The following is a 22,601-nucleotide window of genomic DNA, read 5'->3' on the forward strand; positions in this document are numbered from 1 at the left end:
AATAGGCATGAAGAATTAAATTATAATATATGAAGTAAAAAGGTAGGCTACTTAGGGGGTAAATGACTTGTTAGATATGGTTAAGTATTGGTTTTGGTACGATTGGATTATGTTAGGAGTCCGTATACTTGTTAGTGTCTCTATCGCCATAACCACATTCGATTTTCAGGATAGTTTAACATTGCCACTTTGGATTGTTATTTTTTGGGAGGTTGTTGCCTTCTCGATTCCATGGGTAGCCTTACTGTTCAATTACAAATATTACTTGTTCACAGAAATACTGCTATATGGTGGACTGTGTATATATTTAACCTCTTTATTTCCGGAAGCTAACGTTACATTTCTGATATCGGCTTTTCTAATTGCTGCGAATAGTAAGCATTTGTCCTATTATTGGACAGCTCCAACAACAGTTTTTATAACAACTGGAATTCTCTATGCGGTTGCGCCAAGTAATAGCTATTGGATTTTAGTTACCTACTATGGACTTGCTTATGTAATGGGCTTCGCTTTCCATTTATTAATCGTCAATCATAAGCAAAATGAAGCGATTCGTAAACAAAACGCGGTACTTGAGCAATATATGTCTCAGATTGAACGCATTACACTGGCGGAAGAACGAAACAGACTGTCGAGTGAGCTTCATGATACAGTTGGTCACGCTTATACTTCTATTATTATGGGGATGGAAACGTTGCGTACCGAAATTGCTACTGAAATGGGTATACAGAGGCTAGATTCTCTGCTTGAAATGGGACGTAAAAGCATCGAGGACGTGAGAGGTTACCTACATCAAATGGAGTCTCCTTGTCAATCGCCTTCCTTAATTCAATCTCTCCAAAATCTTGGAGCCGAATTTCAGGAGCACGCTCAGGTTAATGTAAGTTTTCGGGCATACGGAGAGGAATATGAATTGTCTCGGCAAGCGAAGATAGCGTTCATTCGTTGCTTACAAGAGTCCCTTACGAATGCAGTACGTCATGGTCAGGGAACTGAAATTATAGTTTCATTGCAGTTTGAACAACAATATACGAGATTAGAAGTTCAAGATAATGGAAAAGGAAATGTAGAATGGCAGGAAGGCTTCGGTCTGAATGCAATGAAAGAACGAGCAATGAATTTGCAAGGTCAATTGTCTGTATATACAAAGCCAGATGAAGGAATGCTTGTTACATGTACCATACCGCGACAAACTGAAATAAAAGATGGACTTATTCGTTTGTTAATTGTAGACGACCAGCCGTTTGTTCGGGAAAGTTTGAGGACACTACTCGATAGATATGAAGATTTAAATGTAGTCGGTTTAGCTGAGGATGGCAATCAAGCCATCGATTTGTGTGGACGTCTTCAACCCCATGTTATACTTATGGATTTAGATATGCAGCACATGGATGGAGTTGAAGCAACCAAAAAGATTAAGCAACAATGGCCACATATCCGCGTATTGATTTTCACAACTTTTCAGGATACCGAACAGGCGTTGGAATCGCTTCGCAACGGTGCGGATGGTTTTTTACTCAAATCTATTGAAACATTGGAGCTAGCTAATACGATCCGACTTATTCACAAAGGTGGGACACTGATTGATCAAGGAATGTCTCACAAAATATTTGAGAAATTTGATGAGCAAAAAGAGACACCACAATCAAAAGCAACCGCTTATGAGCTAACAGCTAGGGAGATAGAAATATTGCAACTAGTAGCAAAAGGACTTCGATACACTACCATAGCATCAAGATTATATTTATCGAGTGGTACGGTCAGAAATTATGCTTCCACAGCTTATACAAAGTTAGGAGTCCGTAACAAAGAAGAAGCTGTTCAAAAGGCTCTAGAAATTGGAATTATTGAATAAGAAAAATGTTTTTTGTTTCTTTACAGCAAAGTAAACTGTAGTTACAAGATGCAAATTTTCTCCTAAATTTAATCCTCTTTCTATTTACAATATATTGAACTATCCCCACTTTCACTTCGTTTAGAAGTGGGGATTCCTTCATTCTTTATAATGATAAAATAAAATAAAATAGGCGAAATGCTGGACACATCCCGTTTCATAACTGCTACTGTCAAGGTGGTTGTTATTATGCATTATCTTTTTCTTTTAGACCCAAGCTTGTACTTTGGTCGGTGAAGCACGGGTTTTTTGTTATCTTTTTTGCATTTGCTATCTTAATATGTAGGCTGAAAGCTCACGCACAACTGCTCCGGCAATTTCTTTTAAAAGTTCAAACAATAATTCCTTGTTATATCGCCTCCTTTTCTTCCGAATGGATAGAAGGGAGAATTATTTATAGGGAGAAATAATAAGTTAAAAAAAGCAATAGGTGTTTTTACTGAAACGCATTGATTACTCTTATTATTCATTACAGCAAAGTTTATTCAACTGAATATATTATGTTTTTTTATAAAATAATACAAACCCTGATACAATATGACTACACTGTATCAGAGTTAATTTTTAATGTTGCACCATCTTCTAATACATATGATAAATATAGTATAAAATGATGGAGATTATTTAGGCCAAGACCCGGTCCACGCATCGTGAGCACTTTCGGAATAATGTTACAAATAGTCTACTAACCATTCACAGCCGCGAATTGGCTGTTATACAGATTGGCGTAGTACCCACCCTGCTCCAGCAGCTGCTCATGACTCCCGCTTTCGACGACATCCCCGTCCTTCATGTAGAGGATCATATCTGCCTCACGGATCGTCGACAAACGGTGAGCGATAACGAAACTCGTTCTGCCTTCCATCATCTTCAGGAACGCCGCCTGGATACGAATCTCCGTCAGCGTATCAATGCTGCTCGTCGCTTCGTCGAGAATTAGCATAGGCGGATCAACCAGCATAACCCGAGCGATTGTCAAGAGCTGTTTCTGTCCCTGGGACAGGCTGCCGCCGGAGCCGTTGATTACTGTATTATAGCCCTTCGGCAGCCGCCTGATGAAGCTGTGGGCGTTAGTTGCCTTAGCGGCTGCTATAACCTCATCCTAGCTAGCATTCGGTTTCCCATAGGCGATATTGTCATGGATTGTCCCACCAAACAGCCAAGTATCCTGTAGCACCATCCCAAAAGTATGGCGTAAGCTATCACGGGCCATATCGTTAATATTAATACCATCTATCGCAATCTCACCGGCATCAATATCATAGAATCGCATTAACAGATTCACTAATGTTGTCTTGCCAGCACCCGTCTGTCCCACGATTGCGACACGTGTTCCTGGTTCAACAACTAGGTTCAAATCGGTAATAAGGGGACGGTCAGGCTGGTAAGCGAACTTCACATGATGGAATGTAATCGTCCCCTGCTTAGCTGGGATATGAACTGCATCTTCAGCCTCCGGTGACTCCGCCGATTCATCAAGTACCTGAAAGATACGTTACGCCGAGGCCGTAGCTGATTGCAACTGTGTAATTACTCCGGTAATCTCGTTGAACGGTTTAGCGAACAGATTGGCATAAATCAGGAAACTCGATAATCCCCCGACCGATATTCTAGACATAATGACCATAATACTCCCAATTAAGGCGATGATTGAGAAGGTAACATTGTTCACCAAACGGGTGGATGGATTCGACAGAGAGCTGACGAATTGTGATTTTACCCCTGTGTGATACAATTTATCATTTCGCGCTGTAAACTCCGCAAAAGAGTGATCTTCATAACGGAAGGCCTGAACATCCTTCTGCCCGCCGATCATCTCCTCGACATAGCCATTCAGTCCACCCAATATGCGGGCCTGATCACGAAATAGCTGCTGGGAGCGCATCGTGATGAACCGCGCTACGAAGAAAGTCACTGGTGCAGATAACAGCACGACGACGGTCATGAGCGGATTCGTATACAACATGAGCGCAATCGTCCCTGTGAAGAGCAGTGCCTTCTGCGGAACGATTCCGATCTCACCGCGTAACTCATGTAGACTATAATTCCTTACATCAATTCCATTGACGAGTATTTGTCCAGAGGTAGCGTCATAAAATCTCGGAATCAAGTTCACAAATGTAGATTTGCCTGAACCAGTACCACCGATAATTCCCACAGTCTCGCCACGTTTTATCTCCACCGATATATCTGTCAGTGCCGGTTCACTCGTTGTACAAAACCAACATCTCTAGCAAGATCCCGTAAGGTATTTGGAGATAAAAAACTTTGAATCTCTTGAGCAAATAGTTGTAATTCGTCAGACACAGAAACAGACATAAAAAACGCCATCCTTTCCTATGATTCTACAGAAAGAATAGCGCATTTTTCATTTAAAAGGTACTATATAAAGAGACTTCACCCTTTCGACTTACCATGTACTTCAACGACTACTAGCTACTTCCTAAACGTTGTTCCTCATTTACTAATATATTTATGCTTTTTTTAAATTTGCAAAGGACCAACAATATTTTCATATTACTTATTAACCATTATTGGCTGGATTCTCTCCTGAATTCCCATCATTACTTGGTTGCATTGGCGTTCCATGACCCTCCCCATTGTTTGGTGGCTTTGTATTTCCTTCGCCACTACCGCTGTTTGGCGGCTTTGTATTTCCTTCTCCACTACCACTGTTTGGCGGCTTTGTATTTCCTTCTCCACTACCGTTGTTTGGCGGCTTTGTATTTCCTTCTCCACTACCGTTGTTTGGCGGCTTTGTATTTCCTTCTCCACTACCGTTGTTTGGCGGCTTTGTATTTCCTTCTCCACTACCGTTGTTTGGCGGCTTTGTATTTCCTTCTCCACTACCGTTGTTTGGCGGCTTTGTATTTCCTTCTCCACTACCGTTGTTTGGCGGCTTTGTATTTTCTTCTCCACTACCGTTGTTTGGCGGCTTTGTATTTCCTTCTCCACTACCGTTGTTTGGCGGCTTTGTATTTCCTTCTCCACTACCGTTGTTTGGCTCACTTTGCTTTTGATCTTCTGGTTTCTTTAATTCTTCTTGTTTCTTTTGCTTTTCTTTTTGCTTATTTTCATTTGGCTGTTCAGTCGTATTGGCTATTTTCGCATTTGGAGAAGTATCACGCTTCTCACCTTTAATACGTAATTCGCTATCTTCTTGAACCACACTGTTCGGCATTTTAAATTGCGATTTATCTGTAGCAAACTTACTCATCATTTCTTTAAAAATCAATTGAGCAATTTTCGTATTTTTACTACTAATATAATCATCTTTACTATCCTTTGTATATCCGGTCCATACAGCCATCGTATATTGTGGTGTATAACCAGCAAACCAACTATCACGATTAGCACTTTCTGGTAGATTATATTGTGCTATTTGTTCTAAAGAATAGTTTGTTGTCCCTGTTTTACCGGCTACATCTAAAGAACCTATATTAGCTGCTGTACCCAATCCAGATGAAACAAAAGTACGAAGCATATCAGTAATCATATATGCTGTAGAATCCTTCATAACTCGTTTTGGCTTTTGCTCAAAGCTTTTTGATTTACCATCTGGATAAACGATTTTCTTAACAAAATGTGGTTTCGTGTACTTACCATCATTACCAAATGCCGCATAAGCGCCTGCAATTTCAGTTGGTGACGCTTCATTTGTACCAATCGCTGTTGATTCGGTCGGTGCTACATTAAATGTAATACCTAGCTTTTCAGAGAAAGCTTTTGATTTATTAATTCCTACTTCTTTTGCAGTTTTAATAGCCGGGATATTTCGGGAAGTTTTCAATGCATCACGCATTGTAATTGGTCCTAAATGCTTTCTATCTGCATTTCTAACTTCTTGTCCTGTTGAATACTTATATGGAGAGTCATCAATTTGATGGTAAGTAGCCCATTTTAAATATTCAATTGCAGGAGCGTAATCAAAAATTGGTTTCATCGTGGAACCTGCTGAGCGATTTAATTCAATTGCAATATTATGTCCTTTAAAAACAGCTTTATTTTCACCACGTCCACTACCAATTGCACGTACTTCTCCTGTTTTCGTATCCATAAATGTGAAAGCCCCTTGGAATTTCTCATTTGGATAATTAATAATACCGCTATTTAAAAGCTTGTCCGCAAAATCCTGTGCCTTTGGATCTAATGTTGTATAAATTTCTAAACCGTCAGATCCAATATTTGCATCTGGCATTTCTTTTTCAACTTCTTTCACAACCGCATCCATAAAAGCAGGATATGGCATTTCTTTTTGTTCAGTTGCTTTCTTAAGTCCTTCTGTTACTGGAATTTTTGATGCGTCTTCCATTTCCTTTTTTGTAATATAACCATGTCGATTCATTAATTGAAGTACAACATTTCTTCTTTCTGTTGCTTTTTTGATATTTTGTTCTTTCGTTGGATCATAGTTATTAGGCGCTTTCATTAAGCCAGCAAGCATTGCAACTTCTGGTAGTGTTAAATCTCTCAATTCCTTACCATAGTAATTTTGTACTGCTGTTGCAATTCCGTATGAACGGTTACCTAAGTAAACTTTATTTAAATACATTTCTAAAATTTCATGTTTTGAATACTGTTGTTCTAGCTTATACGCTAAATATATTTCTTGTGCCTTTCTCTTTGACGTTTTTTCCATCGATAAGAAATAATTTTTAATAACTTGCTGCGTAATCGTACTTCCACCTTGAGAGCCGTAATCCCCTTTTAGGCTGACTAAAACTGCACGTGCAGTACCTTTAAAATCTACGCCACTGTGCTCGTAAAAACGTGCATCTTCTGTCGCTAAAAACGCATTTTCTACTAACTTAGGAATTTGACCATACATAATATTCGTTCGTTTTTCTTTCCCATATTCATATATCAATTTCCCATCTTTATCATAAATTTTTGAGGATAACGGATTAACAAGTTTTGCTTTCTCGAGTTTTGGCGCATCCTTGATCATAACGAAAAAAGTAGCAACCCCTGTGACTAACCCTACAATACCAACTAATAAACAACTAATTAAAAACTTACGAAAAAATGATGTCTTACCTTTTGGTTTTTGTTTTTTAGCTGCTGGCTGTTTGTTCTTTTTAACTTGTCGTCGCTCCTCTCGAGAACGATAATTTTCTGACATGCTATATTCTCCTGCCTTTCAATTCTCCTTTTGATTTACTTAAAATTATTGAAGTCACTTTAAGAAATATATTCATATTTAAAAAGGGTACTAAATAGACAATTTAAGTAATAAATTTGTTCCACTTTAAGATGAGGAAGAAATTTGAGCTTATCTGATAACGAAACAGAAACGGTAATAGTGGCACAACAAAAAAATGGAATTTCATAGAAAATCCATTTTTAGCTTGATGGGCATGTGGTGGTACCCCACATCCATCAACTTAAGGATTTAGACTATTCTTGAAGTTAAAAGCACGTTACTATTCACTTATGTTAATGAGAAAAGGTGACGTGCTTTTTATAAATATTTATCAAAAACAAGAGTTGTCTTTATTTGCTAAAGAGTTATATCGATATATGTCTCCCACTACACTTAATCAATTAGCTATAGAAGCAGGCGGAATGAAATGAAAACGCAAGTGCCATGGGCATCATTTTTTATATTTGTGTGTATGGTTAAATCAACAAACCGCTACTACCTCTATTACTCAACTTTGTAGTCAATTAGAAACTTCAACAGGAGTTTTATTAATTCCCTCAGGGCTAAGCCCTGCCGCTGCATGAAGCCCACTCATAATCGAACCAAGGAATCACTTGCCGCCCGTTGACTAATCCAAATGAAAATAGCAGCTAATTCTGATCCAGAAAACTTAAGTCTTCGCCTTATAAATCCTATTTCCCTTGCAAGTTCTTCTAAGAATACAGGTGTAACATATCGTTGTAATTATTCTGCAAATGGTAATAATTCATCTTGAATCGAGAGATTCATAAGAAAACATCATCCTTTCTAATTTAGCTTGTTTAGAAAAGATAACGTTTTTTTGATATTTGAGGGTATTAAAATCACCTGAGTTGATGGTTATGTATGGTGATCCCATAGCCAAAGAAGTAAGAAGATATTTAGAAGTGCATTAAATTTTGAGGCAGTGCTTGTGAACCGTATCATAAATAAATCAGGTTGTGTATGTTCGATTTTTAAATAATACCCGAGAAGGAGTGGGTTGCAGTTATAGTAATACTCTATTTTTTGTATTTCTATAATAGATATTTTTTAAAAAAACAGAATTATCTTGACAGTTATTAAATGGATTGATAAGGTTATAAAAAAATATTTCTTATCCAGAGAGGTGGAGGGACTGGCCTTATGAAACCTCAGCAACAGGTCTGCTTAAGTAGACACTGTGCTAATTCCAGCGGGTGATAATCCTGATAGATGAGAGCTTCCGTTTTTATTTGTCAGTAACGCCCTCTTTTTTAGAGTGCGTTTTTGTTTTTTCTGGATAGTAACTAAAGGAGAGTAGTAATGGAGAACAAAAATGGGAGAGAATTTCAAAGAAAAATGCAAGCACGTCATTTAGTCATGCTATCACTTGGTGGGGTGATTGGAACTGGCTTATTCTTAAGCTCGGGTTACACTATTCAACAAGCTGGCCCGTTTGGAACAATTCTATCCTATCTGATTGGTGCGCTAGTAGTTTATCTAGTTATGCTATGTTTAGGCGAGCTTTCCGTACATATGCCTGAAACGGGCGCATTTCATAGTTATGCAGTTAAATACATTGGACCTGGTACAGGGTATACAGTAGCCTGGTTGTATTGGTTAACTTGGACTGTTGCTTTAGGGTCTGAATTTACAGCCGCAGGATTACTTATGAAGCGATGGTTTCCATCGGTTAATATTTGGGTATGGAGTGCTCTTTTTGCCATTTTGATCTTTGTATTAAATGTCCTGACTGTTAAATTTTTCGCCGAATCCGAATTTTGGTTTTCATCGATAAAGGTTATAGCTATTGTGATTTTTATTGTTTTAGGAGTAGCGGCAATGCTAGGGTTTCTTCCAATGACTCATTCAAAAGCAGCACCATTCTTTTCTAATTTTACAAGTGGAGGTTTATTTCCTCATGGTGCTACGGCCATTATGATGACCATGCTTGCGGTTAATTTTGCTTTTTCGGGAACAGAATTAATAGGCATTGCAGCTGGAGAAACAGCGAACCCAGAAAAAATGATACCGAAGGCCATTCGAACTACTCTGTGGAGATTGATCATCTTTTTTGTAGGAACGATTGTTGTTTTATCTGCGTTATTGCCTATTTCCGATGCAGGGGTATTAGAGAGCCCTTTTGTTGCAGTTCTAGAACGAATTGGGGTGCCATATTCAGCTGACATAATGAATTTCGTTATCTTAACAGCCATTTTATCTGCGGCAAACTCAGGCCTTTATGCCTCTTCTAGAATGCTTTGGTCGCTTGCTAATAAGAATACGATATCCCCGATTTTTGGGAAAATGACGAAGCAAGGTGTTCCAATCAACGCCGTCATTTTCAGTATGATGGGTGGAGCTTTGGCTTTGCTCTCAAGTATTGTGGCACCAGATACTGTCTATATCGTACTTGTTTCCATTTCCGGTCTAGCAGTAGTTATAGTTTGGATGAGTATTAGCGCTTCCCAGTTCCTATTTCGCAGACAATTTTTGAAAGAAGGAAATTCTGAAAAGGACTTGATTTATCGCACACCACTATATCCATTAGTACCAATTGCTTCTTTTATCCTTTGTCTGGCATCGTGTATTGGAATTGCATTCGATCCAACACAGAGAATTGCCTTATATTGCGGCATACCGTTTATTTTGTTTTGCTATGGAAGTTATTATCTAACAAAAAATCTAAAAAAGAGGGGTGTAGATTATGTCGAACAAAATCAACCCAATTGATGCTATTTTATCCCAACATTCCATTATGCTTCTTGACGGAGCATTAGCTACTGAATTGGAGGCGCATGGATGTAATTTGGACGATCCCCTTTGGTCGGCACGTGTGTTACTAGAAAACCCGGAACTAATTTATCAGGTGCATTCGGACTATTTTCGTGCTGGAGCAGACTGTGCCATAACAGCAAGCTATCAAGCTACTATTAGTGGGTTTTCCGCGCGTGGAATACAAGAACAGGAAGCTTTGGAATTAATTAAGAAAACGGTGTTACTTGCAAGAAAGGCAAGAGATGATTTTTGGAAGGAAAATACGCAAACGAATAGGCCTAAACCATTGGTTGTTGCATCAGTTGGGCCGTACGGAGCTTACCTTGCAGATGGTTCAGAGTATGTAGGTAACTATGTTGTGACAGATAAAACATTAGCAGACTTTCACCGTTCGAGAATGTCTGCGTTAATCGAAGCAGGTGCAGATCTATTGGCATTTGAAACGATCCCTTGCCTGCAAGAAGCAAGAGTATTAGATACATTATTGCGTGAGTTTCCAGAAACATATGCGTGGCTTTCCTTTTCGCTAAAAAATGAGAAAGAGATTAGTGAAGGTATGAAACTAGTGGAGTGTGCACGAGTTTTTGAGAAAAGTGAACAAATTGTAGCGATAGGCATCAATTGTGCACCCGTAACTGTTGTGACTGGTGCAATCCAAGAGTTACGGGCAAACACAAAAAAACCAATTATTGTTTATCCAAACTCTGGTGAAACTTATAATCCAGAAACAAAAACATGGCATGGTCATGAACAATGTAACACGTTGGATATTCAATCTGAAGAATGGTACCAAGCAGGTGCACGTTTAATAGGCGGATGCTGCAGAACGACACCTTATCACATTGAGGAGATATCGAACAAGTGGCGTTCTTCCGAGTTTTTCTATTCGAACGAAGCAAAACAGTAATGTAATGGATGATAATCTAACTTTGTGTGTATTTTCATGATTTTTCTTGTTCAGGAATCTACAGTTACGTCTAGTGGCACAAAAAGTCTTTTTAGAGACACAAATGTGGATAGTAGCCTCGGGAATCCAGTGGACTTTTGGGTACCTTAGGTATGGAAAAGAATTAGGGAAAATAAAAACTGTTAGTTTAATAGACATGGTAGACAACATGCTGAATCTTTTAATGAAGATGTAGTTGATCCAATTGAAGGTGAAGGGGACCATTTATTCGTAATTAAAGTTAACGAAAAGGTTAATTTAGTTATTCAAAAAATAGTTCAATAACTATATGAAAATTTGTTGTAGTAGTAAATGTGGTCATATTGTTGTAAAAAAGGATAGATGTAAACAGGTATACTCTCCTGTTCAACTATCCTTTCCTTTTTACATACAATATTAAAATCCAAATTAGTTCCTTTTAGGAAGGTACCAATATAAACAAGACATTTAAATACATTTTAATCTTCTTTTGTGCAGTATTTTATATTGCAATGGTTTGTAGGATTATTTATATAAACTTTGTTCAAGATCATTTTATTCCTCCAAGCAGGAAATCTAAGATTGAACATAAACATTTATAATTAGGTATAAGGAGAGCTGTACAAGATACTCTTGATTTCCCAAGATTATGAGGATAATATTTTTGATACTGTTTAGCTTCATCTAAAATGAAGAAGAACGTCACGTTTACACATTCTTTTTCTACCCAATCCATATCATAAGTTTCTATACTATAATGTTTAAAATAATCATCAATGTCATTAATGAATCTTTTTTCTCCATCCGTTCCAGTAATTCGTTTATATTGCAATTCTTTAAACGATTTCATTTCAAGTCGGCAAGTTTCTTCTAACCACTCATATCGTTGCTTAACTGCTTCCGTCTTATTTTCATACCAATCCTCATGCCCTTCATAATATTTCTTCATACATTCAGGTCTCTGTTTATTTCTTAAATAGCTTGGCAATTAAACCAAATTTACGTTATTTCTTTGCGGAAATAGGTTGAAACCAACTATCCCTATCATTTAACTGAACTTCAAAAACATATATAGGCTGTGAGAAGCCTTTTGTATCAGTATAGTAATCTATATTATATTTTGTGATGAATAATGTATCACCTGCTTTGAAAGATCCTATAGGATCAAATTCTCCTTGTTTCAGTTTTTGAAATGCTTCCTTTGGAGAAAGAATCTCAACATCTCGAACATGTGATTTTTTTGTACCGTAATATTTGTAAACAGGCATTTTTTTCTCTGCGTCTTTTAACTCTATTGATGTTTTTATAGTAACTAGAGACATATCATTTTTTGTAATGGGATCAATAGGCATATTTCCAAATTCCTTTATTTGATACGAAATTATTATTCCGAGTGCGACGAAACTTACTGTAATGGGAAGGTATAAATATTTAATTATTTTTGTATCTGTTTCATTTTTTTTCAAAAATATAAGAACTATGTTTAACACAGAATATCCTAGCATCATGCCTAAAGTATTATGAAGTAAATCTGCTAGTTCCATACTTCCTCGTTGCAGTGTAAATTCAAGAATTTCAATCAATAAACTTGCTATAATTGAGATGATTAACATCCATTTTGTTTTTTGAAAAACCTTACTAAATAAAGGGAATAAAATTCCTAAAGGAAAAAGCATACCTATATTCACAATGATATGGAAAAAGGAAGTAAATGAAAATGTATTCCATGCTTTTTTATAAATACTAAGTACATCAAAATCAATGGTTCTTGCAAAGGCCATATCATCTGAACGACCAAGTGAAGTAGCTGATAATGCAAGGGAATAGTATCCTGTTATTAAAACAAACAATATAATTTGTTTTACAGTTAGTTTTTTTTCTCTTTTACATATCTTTTTGTATACTACAAAATAACTAAAAACAAATACAAATAGTAACAAGAGTGTGAGTAGTATCGTAGGAATCGCATAACTAGCGATTAAATTGAAAATAATGTTCATTTTACACCTCTGTTTTTATGAATATAATTTTGTACATATGCATTTTATATAGTGATTACTAATACAACAATCGAGCTTTGGATCTTCAAAGGCTCGCAAAAGATGTAGGATTTATTCGTTAGGGAAGTAATTTTAAACAAGGCTGAATAAGATAAAATCGTCATGTCATTCAAAAATACGAGCTGAATTTACATAAATAACTGTCAAGAGATAAAATTTTTGTTTTCGGGGTAGGATACAGCCCAGTAATTGATAAATCGCCTTTCTTATTTTTCTCTCTATTTTTTTGTTGCTTACATTAGAAATACTAAACTGTATAATGACTCATATTAAAATTATAAATAGACTTATTAGTAATTTTTCATACTAATTATTCCTTTCTTCATGCTGTAATACTTAATAGACAACCTAAACAATACAGTTGTTCCACATTTACAAAAAAAACAATTAAATATAAGATGAAGTAGGCTACATAAGGGAGGGTTATATGTTACATACAAAAAGATGGAGATTATTTGCGTTTCTTTCTATTGTAGGTTTGATTTTACTAATTTTATTAAAAATCAACTTCATTTCAATTACTATCGCAACTTCTTCAGCTGAAAGAGGAAAGATTTTTGATCAAAATGGTGTAATACTAGCTACAAATAAGAAAGTTAAGTCTCTATATTGCACTTCTAATGATGAAAAGCTATCGAAACAAGATACATCAAACACATTAGCTTTTTTTAATCAATTTTCAAGCGAATTTCAACATGATATTTCTACAGAGAACATAAAATCTCAATTACAACAATCTTGTAAAAAGCAGACTATGAATGATATACCGTTATACTCTGATATAACTGAGAATGAACTTGCATTCATAAACAAAAACAAACCCAATAATGTAATAATTAAAGATGAATGGATTCGATATTATCCTAAACATGAAATTGGCTCGCAGGTAATTGGGTATGTAGAAAATGACCTTAATTCAAAGCATATGCTTGTTGGAAAAAGTGGGATTGAGCTACAATATGAAAATGATTTAAAAGGAAAACCAGGAAAAACTCTTATTTTTAAGATTGGTAATAAAAAGTTCTTCTGGAACATTCAAAACGTACAAAAAGGAAAAGATGTCCGGCTAGCCTTAGACTCTAAATTGCAGCAAAAAACAGAGGAAGCATTAAGATCTCAAATTAAGAAAATTCCTGATGCTAAAGCTGGTTATGCTGTAGTGAGCGATGTAAAAACTGGCGCAATTTTAACTATGGCCAACTCGGCAGTATTTAATCCAAATACACACGTATCATCTAAAAATGAAAACTTTAAATCACTTTCGCAAAATAAAACAATTCAAAAATTAAAGTATGGTGAATCTTATGTAAATATGTCCTCTACTATAAAGCCACTTACTATTTTAATTGGATTAAGCGAAAAGCTTTTTCAACCTGAAGATACTTATTTAGATAAGGGTACCTTTCAGTATGATAATCAAAATAACATTTCGAATGCACCTGGAACGCCAACAGGTGAGATTACACCAAGGCAGGCTATTATTAATTCATCTAACACATTTATGACAGCAAAAGTAGCTCTGCCCTTATTCAACCAAAATAATGGGAATATAGAAAAGGTGGCACATATATGGACAGATTATTTAATGCAATTCGGCCTACGTTCTAAAACCGGGATTGATTTACCCTTTGAAGAATACGGGCAATATGAATTTCATCCATCTAATACGTTTGAAAAGGGAATCTCCGCTTTATTAAATGCCTCTTGGGGAGAAAACGAAGTGCATACCCCCCTTCAACTCGCTCAATATGCAGCAACTTTGGCAAGTAAAGGCGACAAATATAAACCTCAAATTGTAAGTGCGATTATTTGTCAGGACGGTAAGGAAACAAAAAAGTTTAAACCCATTTTAGAAAGTTCAAATCGTTATCCTATGGAATTTTGGAGTGTCTTGCAAGGTGGAATGAGTCAGAATATAGAGGAGATTAAAAATTTACCCTTTCATGTCGCAGGTAAAACGGGTAGTACAGGTTCTCCGAATGAGCAAGAAAGAATGATAAATCATTCTCTTTTCATTTCATATGCTCCTACCGAAAATCCACAAATCGCCATTTCTGTCGTTATTCCTGGTAGTAATTCAGAAAAAAACATTGCCGCTCTCGTTACAGCAGAAGTTTTAGAGTTCTGGCATACACTTCAATAAGAAAATAAAAACAAAGAGGAAGGTTCATTAAAGTAAACCTTCCTCTTTTACCATATAGAATCTATATTTATTATTTTCCACATACCTTCATGATCCTTTTCGAACACAAATGAATATTTAATATCCGTTAAAACATACTCTTTTTGTACATACCCAGTATTACCGTTAAATGTCGATATTTTCATATATTCATCATTCTGCACTTTTTCTGGAATCCAAGCTTTTACAATTTCATTAGATACTTCATATAAAATTTGTGATTCTCGTTTTGGTTCAGCTAAAATTTTCGTTTTATTTCCAGTAACAGTTACATATATATAATGGTCTCGCTTTGATTGGTTACTTTCTGTCATTCCACTTGGTACTTTATATACTTTCTTTGTATCATTTGCAAACTCTCCCCCCATTGTAAGGGCGACTTGCAACTCATGAAAAATATCTTCATCAAACTTCAGTTCATCCTTCTTATAACTCTTCCCTTTAAATAGAACTTCATCATTTAACGCTTTGTACAAGTCATTTTCATTTTTTGAGTTCGTACTTTGATATAGTTCATTCATAAATTGTTTTAATGATGGATCTTGAGCAGACTCATCTTTTGTTTTCGGATCAATTTGAGTACTACTTTGTACCGGTGATTTATTATCATCAAGCCAAGGTTGTTGAACAATGAAAAATAACATTGTACAAACCAAAACAACTACAACAGGCAATGCTTTTTTTCGAAATGGTCTCTTATATGCTACAGAATCTACTTCACTATTTTGATATACCGATTGCTTTATTTTATCAATATATTCTTCTTCATCTTTCCGATGCTCCATTGGTCCTTTTTTCAATTTACTATACCAGTCAGGATTTTTTTTACTGTTCATCACTTCTTCCCTCCCCTATTAGTTTTGAAACTTTACTTCTCGCTCTACTTAATCTAGATTTGATTGTTCCAATTGACACACCTAATGTTTCAGCCATTTCTTCATAAGATAATTCATATTTTGCGTCTAATATTAGTATTTCACGGTGTTTTTTAGGTAGTTTTAATACAACATCCCACACTTCATTTAGTTCCTCTTGCTTAAAAAACTGTTGTTCTGCCGAAGAAGACTGCTTGTCGTCACTAAAAAATCCCACTAAAGATATCCTTTTAAAATAGGATGATTTTAAATAGTTTATGGCTGTATTTCTTGTGATTTTTAATATCCACGTTTTAATGGATGAATCCTTTCGAAACGAATGCCAATGTTTAAAAACCTTTATAAAGACATCTTGTGTGATATCATCTGATAAGTGTGGATCTTTTGTAATAATAAATGAATAATTCCATACATCTTGCCAATAGTCTTTAATAACATAGTCGAGCTCGTCATGATTACATTTTCCAGTAAACTTCTGTTCCATTTCCACACCTCAAACTTATTTGAATAAACATAAAACTGCCCTCACTTTTAATATGGTTTCAATATATAGACATGATACAAGTTTCATTTGTTCCATAGCGCTTTTTTCTATATAGCTACGCTTTCTGTATTTGAATATATTGTCGTTCTTCTGTCTCTTTCTTTATTTTCTCTTGACGGTTACGTAGCTCTTCTTGCTCCCTTTGTATTTTGGTTCTGGTGCAAAAACAAAGTAAAAGAGAATAAAACATATATATTCCTAACGGAATCGTATTCTATGTTACAAGTCCATCTACTATATGATTCAAGTAATTTTGTTGTCTAAGTTGCTTACTATCAGGTATGCCTTTTTCTTTTTTCAACTACCCAATTGCTATAGAATAAGCCGGATTCTTATCGACTGTTATTACACGTGGCTTTGAAACATGAAAAGGCCGCAGCGCTTTGCAGCCTTTTCATCTCTTGTTTTGTTTAGACAAAAATCGATTGTGTTTCCTTCCGAATCAACAGTACGTTACAGGTACATCCATTGCCCTTTAACTTTAAGTAAATTCCGGATTCAAACTTTCTATTTTGAGTACGTTTAATTTATAGAAAACAGATAACAACATAATTTTCTCAATAAGTAATATTCTTATTTCAATACAAAATTCTTACAATTGATGCTATACCTGTATTAAGGGGAGCGTTTTAGTTAATTAGGGAGAAAAATTGTAAAAATGATATGGGAGGAACAAAAAATGTCATTGAAAAAGAAATTAGGTGTTGGAGTGGTTTCAGCCGCTCTTGGTATGTCTTTAATTGGTGGGGGAACATATGCATATTTTAGCGATCAAGTTGTGACAAATAATACATTTGCTGCAGGTACATTGGATTTAGCTATGCAACCAACTACTTCACTTAACTTAGAAAATTTAAAACCTGGGGACAAAATATTAAAAAAATTCAATTTAAAAAATAGTGGTTCCTTAGATATTAAAGATATCATGATGAAAATAGACTATACTGTAAACGACTTAAAACAAAATAATACTACAGAAGATTTCGGTAAACATATTAAAGTACAATTTCTTTGGGATTGGGATCCTGCAAAAAGCCCTGCATACGAGACAACCCTTGCAGAACTAAAATCACAAAGTTCAGAGATTGTCTCCAAAAAAGTATTTCATTCTAAGTGGAATGAAACAGGGGGGTTAAAACCTGGGAAAATGGATTGGTTTTGGATAAAGTTTGTATTTGAAGACAACGGCACAGATCAGAACGTGTTCCAAGGGGATAGTATTGCGTTAAAAATGGAGTTCCAAGCCAATCAAACAGAGGGAAAAGAAAGATAATTTCACAAAAATATCGTTGGAAAAATGTAAAACTGAGCTTGTAATTTTTTATAATTTGTCAAATTGACCATCAAATTTCCATATAAAAAACCAGTGATACTAGTACATGTGTAGGATATCACTGGTTTTTTTGAGTTTAACATTTTGTATGTTTTGTAAAACTATTTTTCTTTCGGAAGTACAATTCTTTTATACAATTGAACTGTAATCAAGTAGTAAATCGAGTAAATCACTACGAAAATAATAATTGGTAGCCAAATACGAAAGTACGGATCAGCCAAAAGAACGCTGAACATGTTTATACCAACTAATACGTGAACAATACCCACAATTGCTGGGACTAAAAATACGAAGAATAACTCTTTATAAATCGATTGTATTAATAACTCCCTGCGAACACCGATTTTACGAAGCATTTGATAACGTGTACTATCTTTGGATGCACCGGATAGAATTTTAAACATTAAGCAGCTTGCCATCATTGCTAAAAATGCAACTCCAACGAAAAAACCCATAAATATTAGTCCGCTGGCAAAATTATGACTCACAATATACGCTTGATACTTACTATCCAATTCTTCCGCTCTCACATTTTTATATTTTGCCATCTGTAATTCATCAAGTTTTTTCCATTCTTTTATGTATGATCCAAAATCATCTGTTCTCCCCATAAACACAGTACTTTCTTTACCCTTCATACCATCGTATATGTTTTGATCTACAATTTTCATTTCATAATCAGGATACATATAATCTGGCTGGATCGTTCTGAAAGCCTGGATCCATTGTTTTGTGTTCGTCTCTCCTTGAACCCGTTTTATTGAAAATGCACCAATGGGTATTTCCTCTGAAACTTTCTCTATTTTCATACCTTGCAAGAAAGGACGATTTTTTTCTACATCTTCTTTAAGATAATAAACATACCTATCATCAACTTTGTAATGATATTCATGTTTTTCTTGAAATAAGATACCACCCAAAATTTTCTTTTCTTCCGCTGTTGGATTATGAATGACTGAATCGTAAATTCGCATTTGATCTGTCGTTTTTAGGATGTTGTTTTTAAATGCCATACCACAAGCAATTCCACCAGCACCAAGAGCCACTAAGATTGCTACTGTTGCAAGCACATTTGTTAGACCATTAATGCGGAAATTTAATTGTGCAAAAGTAAAAGCATTTAAGCCTTTTTCACTATGTTTTTTATTACTCTTTAGCTTGTTAATCATAACTGGGAGAAGTGATCCAAATATAAGGTAAGTACCAACGGTTGCTGTGATTAATCCAACGGCCATTAATCCCAAAGCAATTAGCGGATTTACATATGACATATAAATCAATGATGCATAACCAATACCCAATAAAAGAATACCAAGGAATGCAACTACAACGGTCATTTTTCCTTTTACGGCGACACGTTCAGTTTGTGCATCTGCATGTACAAGTTGCAGTACAGAAATACGCGATAATTTAATACTATTCATAATTGCTGATAATATAAATAGTACAAAGAAGTAGACGCAAGTAATAGTTATTGATGGTAGATAAAATGCTTTATAACCTTCACCAGCAAACTCGAGTTGTTTCATTAATAGTTGACCGATACCTTCTGCAAGTCCTACACCAATTGTAATTCCAATCGCAAGAGACACAGCGCCTAATACGATTGTTTCGATAAACATAAGTAATGTAACTTTATGCTTTTTTGCTCCTAACATCATATACATACCAAATTCTTTTTGACGAAGAGCTGATAAGAAAGAGTTTGCATATAAAATATAGAAAAATGTGATAACCGCTAACAAAAAGGAACCAATTTTAAAGACAGCCACAATATCCCTAATAGAAGAATTAGATTCAAGGAACGTTTTATTGGATGCTAGCGTTTGAAACATATAAAAAGTTGAAATAGAGACAATAAGACCAACAAGTAAAACAATGTAATCTTGCAACTTACTTTTTAGGCCTGACATAGAAAGTTTAAATAACATGATTGAACTTCCTTCCTTACGCTTTTTGTGTGCCTAAGTTTGCAAGCACGTCTAAAATTTCTTTATAGAATTCTTCACGGGTACCACCGCGATGAATTTCTTTATATAACTCACCATCTTGAATGAATAAAATACGCTGACAGTAACTTGCGCTGTAAGGATCATGCGTCACCATCATAATGGATACACCTTGTTCTTTATTTAAGTTTGTCATCGCATCCAGTAAACTTGTTGCATTTTTAGAATCAAGCGCTCCTGTTGGCTCGTCCCCTAAAATAATTGCTGGCTCATGCACTAACGCACGTGCTGCTGCTGAACGCTGTTTTTGTCCACCAGATACTTCAGATGGATACTTTTGAAGGATTGCTGAAATTCCTAACATATCAGCTACCTTTTCTACTTTCTGTCCAATATTTCGTGATGGGACACCCTGAAGTGAAAGTGGAAGTGCAATATTTTCGTAAATAGATAAATTTTCTAATAAGTTAAAGTCTTGGAAAATGAATCCTAATTTTTGCGAACGGAAATCAGAAAGCTCACCTTGCTTCATTTTCGTAATATCCGTACCCGCAATTTCAACAACACCGCCTGTCGCTTTATCTAACGTTGAAATTACATTTAATAATGTTGTTTTACCAGAACCAGATGGCCCCATAATTCCGACAAACTCCCCCTCATGAATTGAGAATGAAACACCTTTTAACGCGTGTGATTGGTTCTCACCTTTTTTACCGTAAACTTTTTGGACGTTTTTCACGTCTACAACTGGTTTCGTCATATATATCCTCCTACGTTTGTTTTTTCATTTCTTTAAAATAAGTTGCTATTCATATTTGCTACTAACAAAATAGTCATGTTGCATCTACCTTTTCCATAAGGCTGTCACGATGTATCCACTTGGAAGCTGTAAAGAAAATTTTATTTTAATTTCTCCACTCACCTCATCGCTTTGAATACATACATGATAAACTATAAAAATTAGGAAACACCCTGAAAAAACCTTAAGAATTCTTAAGGTTTATAAAAAAAAAGCTTATGGAACCTGTAATTCCATAAGCCAATCTATTCGATTGGATGTTCAACAATAAAGGATATCCAACCTTCTTTATATTCTGCATGTATATTACCATGATGAAGTTCAACAATTCTTTTTGAAATAGCAAGCCCCAGTCCATTTCCTTGATCATTTTTTCTTGCCTTATCACCCCTGAAAAACCTTTCAAACAATTTATTCGGATCGCTAACAGGCGGTTTCTCGACTTTATTTGATACTTTCAAAATTGCCTTGTTACCTATTAGTTCAAGACATATAGATAATTCGGATGGTTTCATGCTGTACTTTATCGCATTCATAAACAGATTTTCATATACACGTACCATTTTTTCTGCATCTATGAAAATAGGTATTGTTTCTTGTGTAATTGATTTTTGAACGATTAAGCGTTCCTTTTCAAATATAGGAATGTATTCTCCAACTATTTGCTCCAACAAACCTGATAAATCAACTTCATTAAGATTTAACTTAGCATCTACGCCTGATAAACGAGTATATTCAAACAGCTCATCAATTAAATATTTCAGTCTCTGTGCCTTTGAATACGTGGTTTCAAGGTATTCCTGTAATTGTGTTTTACTATTGTATTGCCCTCGTTTTAATAAATCTATATAGCCAATAATAGATGTTAACGGTGTACGTAAATCATGAGATACGTTCGTTATAAGTTCATTTTTTGTACGTTCTAATCGTCTTTCTTGTTCAAATGTATTTTCCAATTCCTTGGACATATAGTTGATATTTTGAGCAAGTTGGGTCAATTCGTCCTTCCCCTTAATCCCAATTGTCAAACCCAGTTTTCCATTGGCAATATCATTTACATTATCCGAAATGAGCTTCAAATATACTATTTTCTTTCGAACCAATATCAAAAAAAGTATGATAAAGGTAAAGATTGCGAACGCGAATAAGAAAAACAATGCCAAATTGCCTTCAAACATACCAAATTCTTCGTGTTTTACAAATAATGGATCTATGACGTATACCAAAATGAGGATTGTTAAACCAAATGAAATAAAAAAACTAATTGCAACAGCACCAAGAAGTTTTGTAATGATCTTATTTCTGAAACTAATATTTTTCATATTTTATACCCAATTCCCCAAACAGTTTTAATATAAATGGGATGTTTAGAATCTTCTTCAATTTTGTCTCTTATTTTTGTAATATGCACCATAACGGTATTATCTGATTTATAAAAAACCTCTTTCCAAACTGCTTCATATATTTTTGCTACACTCAGGACAATCCCTTTGTTGCGGGCGAGTAGTTCGAGAATAGCAAACTCTTTTGGAGTTAACCTTGTTTCTTTTCCCCTTATCCATACTTGACGAGTATCTGTATTCACGGTTAAGTCACCAATTTCTAGAATACTTTTATTATGTTCTATGGACGTATTGTATTTTTTAAACCTTCTTAATTGGGATTTTACCCTAGCAATTAATTCTAGTGGGTTAAACGGTTTTGATAAATAATCGTCTGCACCAGAGGCTAGGCCCTGAATTTTGTCTATATCCTCAGATTTTGCAGATAGCATAATGATAGGCATATTGCGATCTTCCCTAATTTTCATACATGCTTCAATGCCATCCATATTCGGCATCATAATATCTAAAATAATCAAATCAAAGTCCTTTTCTTCTAACAGTTGTAAAGCTTGTATAGCATCTTCTGCCTTTTGAGTTTTTAGGCCTTCATTTTCCAGATATACCGAGATAAGATTTCTAATCTCTTTATCATCATCAACAATAAGAATTTTCGACTCCATTTTATTCCTCCACATTAAATGCAATAAGTATTCAATAAAGCATATATTTGTTGTTACTTAGTTAATAAACTTAATAGAGATGGTTTCTATCTTCTTTCTTTACTTAAGACGATC

The 22,601-nt window shown here is 35.2% G+C and carries 15 protein-coding genes, 6 pseudogenes and 1 riboswitch; of the genes and pseudogenes, 6 read left to right on the forward strand and 15 right to left on the reverse strand.

What is annotated here, in order from left to right:
* Positions 1 to 67: 67 nt before the first annotated feature.
* Positions 68 to 1,855, forward strand: coding sequence for a helix-turn-helix transcriptional regulator (locus tag MHH27_RS16410; protein ID WP_098566997.1), 1,788 nt, complete (start codon positions 68 to 70; stop codon positions 1,853 to 1,855).
* A 233-nt stretch (positions 1,856 to 2,088) separates the two neighbouring features.
* Here the strand turns inward: MHH27_RS16410 and MHH27_RS16415 are convergent.
* The 5 genes and pseudogenes from MHH27_RS16415 to MHH27_RS16435 form a co-directional block, all read right to left on the reverse strand.
* Positions 2,089 to 2,269 (reverse strand): annotated as a pseudogene (locus MHH27_RS16415) (hypothetical protein).
* A gap of 310 nt (positions 2,270 to 2,579) precedes the next feature.
* A pseudogene (locus tag MHH27_RS32035) lies at positions 2,580 to 3,911 on the reverse strand (ABC transporter ATP-binding protein).
* Positions 3,912 to 3,929: 18 nt separating this feature from the next.
* Positions 3,930 to 4,076 (reverse strand): annotated as a pseudogene (locus tag MHH27_RS32040) (ATP-binding cassette domain-containing protein); the annotation flags it as partial.
* Positions 4,077 to 4,087: 11 nt separating this feature from the next.
* Positions 4,088 to 4,213 (reverse strand): hypothetical protein, encoded by a 126-nt coding sequence (locus MHH27_RS16430; RefSeq protein WP_255259072.1) that lies wholly within the window; start codon positions 4,211 to 4,213, stop codon positions 4,088 to 4,090.
* A 205-nt stretch (positions 4,214 to 4,418) separates the two neighbouring features.
* Positions 4,419 to 7,016, reverse strand: a complete 2,598-nt coding sequence (locus tag MHH27_RS16435; RefSeq protein WP_340943373.1) for a PBP1A family penicillin-binding protein — start codon at positions 7,014 to 7,016, stop codon at positions 4,419 to 4,421.
* 341 nt (positions 7,017 to 7,357) lie between these two features.
* Between MHH27_RS16435 and MHH27_RS16440 the strand changes: the two are divergent.
* Positions 7,358 to 7,606, forward strand: a pseudogene (locus MHH27_RS16440) (IS4 family transposase); the annotation flags it as partial.
* Here the strand turns inward: MHH27_RS16440 and MHH27_RS16445 are convergent.
* Positions 7,582 to 7,826 (reverse strand): annotated as a pseudogene (locus MHH27_RS16445) (IS4 family transposase); the annotation flags it as partial. The pseudogenes MHH27_RS16440 and MHH27_RS16445 sit on opposite strands and share 25 nt — an antisense overlap.
* Positions 7,827 to 8,169: 343 nt before the next feature.
* Positions 8,170 to 8,277: riboswitch (SAM riboswitch) on the forward strand.
* 83 nt (positions 8,278 to 8,360) lie between these two features.
* Here MHH27_RS16445 and mmuP point away from each other — a divergent pair.
* Both mmuP and mmuM read left to right on the forward strand, forming a co-directional pair.
* On the forward strand, positions 8,361 to 9,770 hold the full coding sequence (gene mmuP / locus MHH27_RS16450; protein WP_000428531.1) for an S-methylmethionine permease: 1,410 nt from the start codon (positions 8,361 to 8,363) through the stop codon (positions 9,768 to 9,770).
* A complete protein-coding gene (mmuM, locus tag MHH27_RS16455) occupies positions 9,745 to 10,722 on the forward strand; it encodes a homocysteine S-methyltransferase (protein ID WP_098015682.1) in 978 nt (325 codons plus the stop codon). Before mmuP ends, mmuM begins: the two co-directional genes overlap by 26 nt.
* A 568-nt stretch (positions 10,723 to 11,290) precedes the next feature.
* Here mmuM and MHH27_RS16460 read toward each other — a convergent pair.
* Positions 11,291 to 11,689, reverse strand: coding sequence for a hypothetical protein (locus MHH27_RS16460; protein ID WP_098015764.1), 399 nt, complete (start codon positions 11,687 to 11,689; stop codon positions 11,291 to 11,293).
* 55 nt (positions 11,690 to 11,744) lie between these two features.
* Positions 11,745 to 12,740: a VanZ family protein gene (locus MHH27_RS16465; protein WP_098015765.1), complete on the reverse strand. Its 996-nt coding sequence runs from the start codon at positions 12,738 to 12,740 to the stop codon at positions 11,745 to 11,747.
* 487 nt (positions 12,741 to 13,227) lie between these two features.
* On the opposite strand from MHH27_RS16465, the gene MHH27_RS16470 reads away from it, so the two are divergent.
* On the forward strand, positions 13,228 to 14,943 hold the full coding sequence (locus tag MHH27_RS16470) for a peptidoglycan D,D-transpeptidase FtsI family protein (RefSeq protein ID WP_258131446.1): 1,716 nt from the start codon (positions 13,228 to 13,230) through the stop codon (positions 14,941 to 14,943).
* A 47-nt stretch (positions 14,944 to 14,990) separates the two neighbouring features.
* Here the strand turns inward: MHH27_RS16470 and MHH27_RS16475 are convergent, their stop codons facing one another.
* From MHH27_RS16475 to MHH27_RS16485, 3 genes and pseudogenes are all read right to left on the reverse strand, one after another.
* Positions 14,991 to 15,818 carry an anti-sigma factor gene (locus tag MHH27_RS16475; RefSeq protein ID WP_098015202.1) on the reverse strand — a complete coding sequence of 276 codons (828 nt, stop codon included), beginning with the start codon at positions 15,816 to 15,818 and terminating at the stop codon, positions 14,991 to 14,993.
* Positions 15,808 to 16,341, reverse strand: a complete 534-nt coding sequence (locus tag MHH27_RS16480; RefSeq protein WP_025118212.1) for an RNA polymerase sigma factor — start codon at positions 16,339 to 16,341, stop codon at positions 15,808 to 15,810. Before MHH27_RS16480 ends, MHH27_RS16475 begins: the two co-directional genes overlap by 11 nt.
* A 289-nt stretch (positions 16,342 to 16,630) precedes the next feature.
* Positions 16,631 to 16,887: pseudogene (locus MHH27_RS16485) on the reverse strand (DDE-type integrase/transposase/recombinase); the annotation flags it as partial.
* A gap of 193 nt (positions 16,888 to 17,080) precedes the next feature.
* Between MHH27_RS16485 and MHH27_RS16490 the strand changes: the two are divergent.
* A complete protein-coding gene (locus tag MHH27_RS16490; RefSeq protein ID WP_098566720.1) occupies positions 17,081 to 17,674 on the forward strand; it encodes a TasA family protein in 594 nt (197 codons plus the stop codon).
* A 161-nt stretch (positions 17,675 to 17,835) separates the two neighbouring features.
* Here MHH27_RS16490 and MHH27_RS16495 read toward each other — a convergent pair whose 3' ends face one another.
* The 4 genes from MHH27_RS16495 to MHH27_RS16510 form a co-directional block, all read right to left on the reverse strand.
* Positions 17,836 to 19,665 (reverse strand): FtsX-like permease family protein, encoded by a 1,830-nt coding sequence (locus MHH27_RS16495; RefSeq protein WP_000897819.1) that lies wholly within the window; start codon positions 19,663 to 19,665, stop codon positions 17,836 to 17,838.
* Positions 19,666 to 19,681: 16 nt separating this feature from the next.
* Positions 19,682 to 20,443: an ABC transporter ATP-binding protein gene (locus MHH27_RS16500; protein WP_000165834.1), complete on the reverse strand. Its 762-nt coding sequence runs from the start codon at positions 20,441 to 20,443 to the stop codon at positions 19,682 to 19,684.
* A gap of 284 nt (positions 20,444 to 20,727) precedes the next feature.
* Positions 20,728 to 21,804, reverse strand: a complete 1,077-nt coding sequence (locus MHH27_RS16505; RefSeq protein ID WP_098235075.1) for a sensor histidine kinase — start codon at positions 21,802 to 21,804, stop codon at positions 20,728 to 20,730.
* Positions 21,801 to 22,487 carry a response regulator transcription factor gene (locus MHH27_RS16510; protein ID WP_065229073.1) on the reverse strand — a complete coding sequence of 229 codons (687 nt, stop codon included), beginning with the start codon at positions 22,485 to 22,487 and terminating at the stop codon, positions 21,801 to 21,803. Before MHH27_RS16510 ends, MHH27_RS16505 begins: the two co-directional genes overlap by 4 nt.
* Positions 22,488 to 22,601 lie beyond the last annotated feature (114 nt).

This window comes from Bacillus sp. FSL L8-0152 (assembly GCF_038006365.1).
Lineage (GTDB): Bacteria > Bacillota > Bacilli > Bacillales > Bacillaceae_G > Bacillus_A > Bacillus_A cereus.

Excerpts from the sequence above, each read along its gene's own strand:
- MHH27_RS16430 (WP_255259072.1), bottom strand. The coding sequence starts at position 4,213 with ATGTCTGTTTCTGTGTCTGACGAATTACAACTATTTGCTCAAGAGATT.
- MHH27_RS16435 (WP_340943373.1), bottom strand. The coding sequence starts at position 7,016 with ATGTCAGAAAATTATCGTTCTCGAGAGGAGCGACGACAAGTTAAAAAG.
- mmuP (WP_000428531.1), top strand. The coding sequence starts at position 8,361 with ATGGAGAACAAAAATGGGAGAGAATTTCAAAGAAAAATGCAAGCACGT.
- mmuM (WP_098015682.1), top strand. The coding sequence starts at position 9,745 with ATGTCGAACAAAATCAACCCAATTGATGCTATTTTATCCCAACATTCC.
- MHH27_RS16460 (WP_098015764.1), bottom strand. The coding sequence starts at position 11,689 with ATGAAGAAATATTATGAAGGGCATGAGGATTGGTATGAAAATAAGACG.
- MHH27_RS16465 (WP_098015765.1), bottom strand. The coding sequence starts at position 12,740 with ATGAACATTATTTTCAATTTAATCGCTAGTTATGCGATTCCTACGATA.
- MHH27_RS16470 (WP_258131446.1), top strand. The coding sequence starts at position 13,228 with ATGTTACATACAAAAAGATGGAGATTATTTGCGTTTCTTTCTATTGTA.
- MHH27_RS16475 (WP_098015202.1), bottom strand. The coding sequence starts at position 15,818 with ATGAACAGTAAAAAAAATCCTGACTGGTATAGTAAATTGAAAAAAGGA.
- MHH27_RS16480 (WP_025118212.1), bottom strand. The coding sequence starts at position 16,341 with ATGGAACAGAAGTTTACTGGAAAATGTAATCATGACGAGCTCGACTAT.
- MHH27_RS16490 (WP_098566720.1), top strand. The coding sequence starts at position 17,081 with ATGTCATTGAAAAAGAAATTAGGTGTTGGAGTGGTTTCAGCCGCTCTT.
- MHH27_RS16495 (WP_000897819.1), bottom strand. The coding sequence starts at position 19,665 with ATGTTATTTAAACTTTCTATGTCAGGCCTAAAAAGTAAGTTGCAAGAT.
- MHH27_RS16500 (WP_000165834.1), bottom strand. The coding sequence starts at position 20,443 with ATGACGAAACCAGTTGTAGACGTGAAAAACGTCCAAAAAGTTTACGGT.
- MHH27_RS16505 (WP_098235075.1), bottom strand. The coding sequence starts at position 21,804 with ATGAAAAATATTAGTTTCAGAAATAAGATCATTACAAAACTTCTTGGT.
- MHH27_RS16510 (WP_065229073.1), bottom strand. The coding sequence starts at position 22,487 with ATGGAGTCGAAAATTCTTATTGTTGATGATGATAAAGAGATTAGAAAT.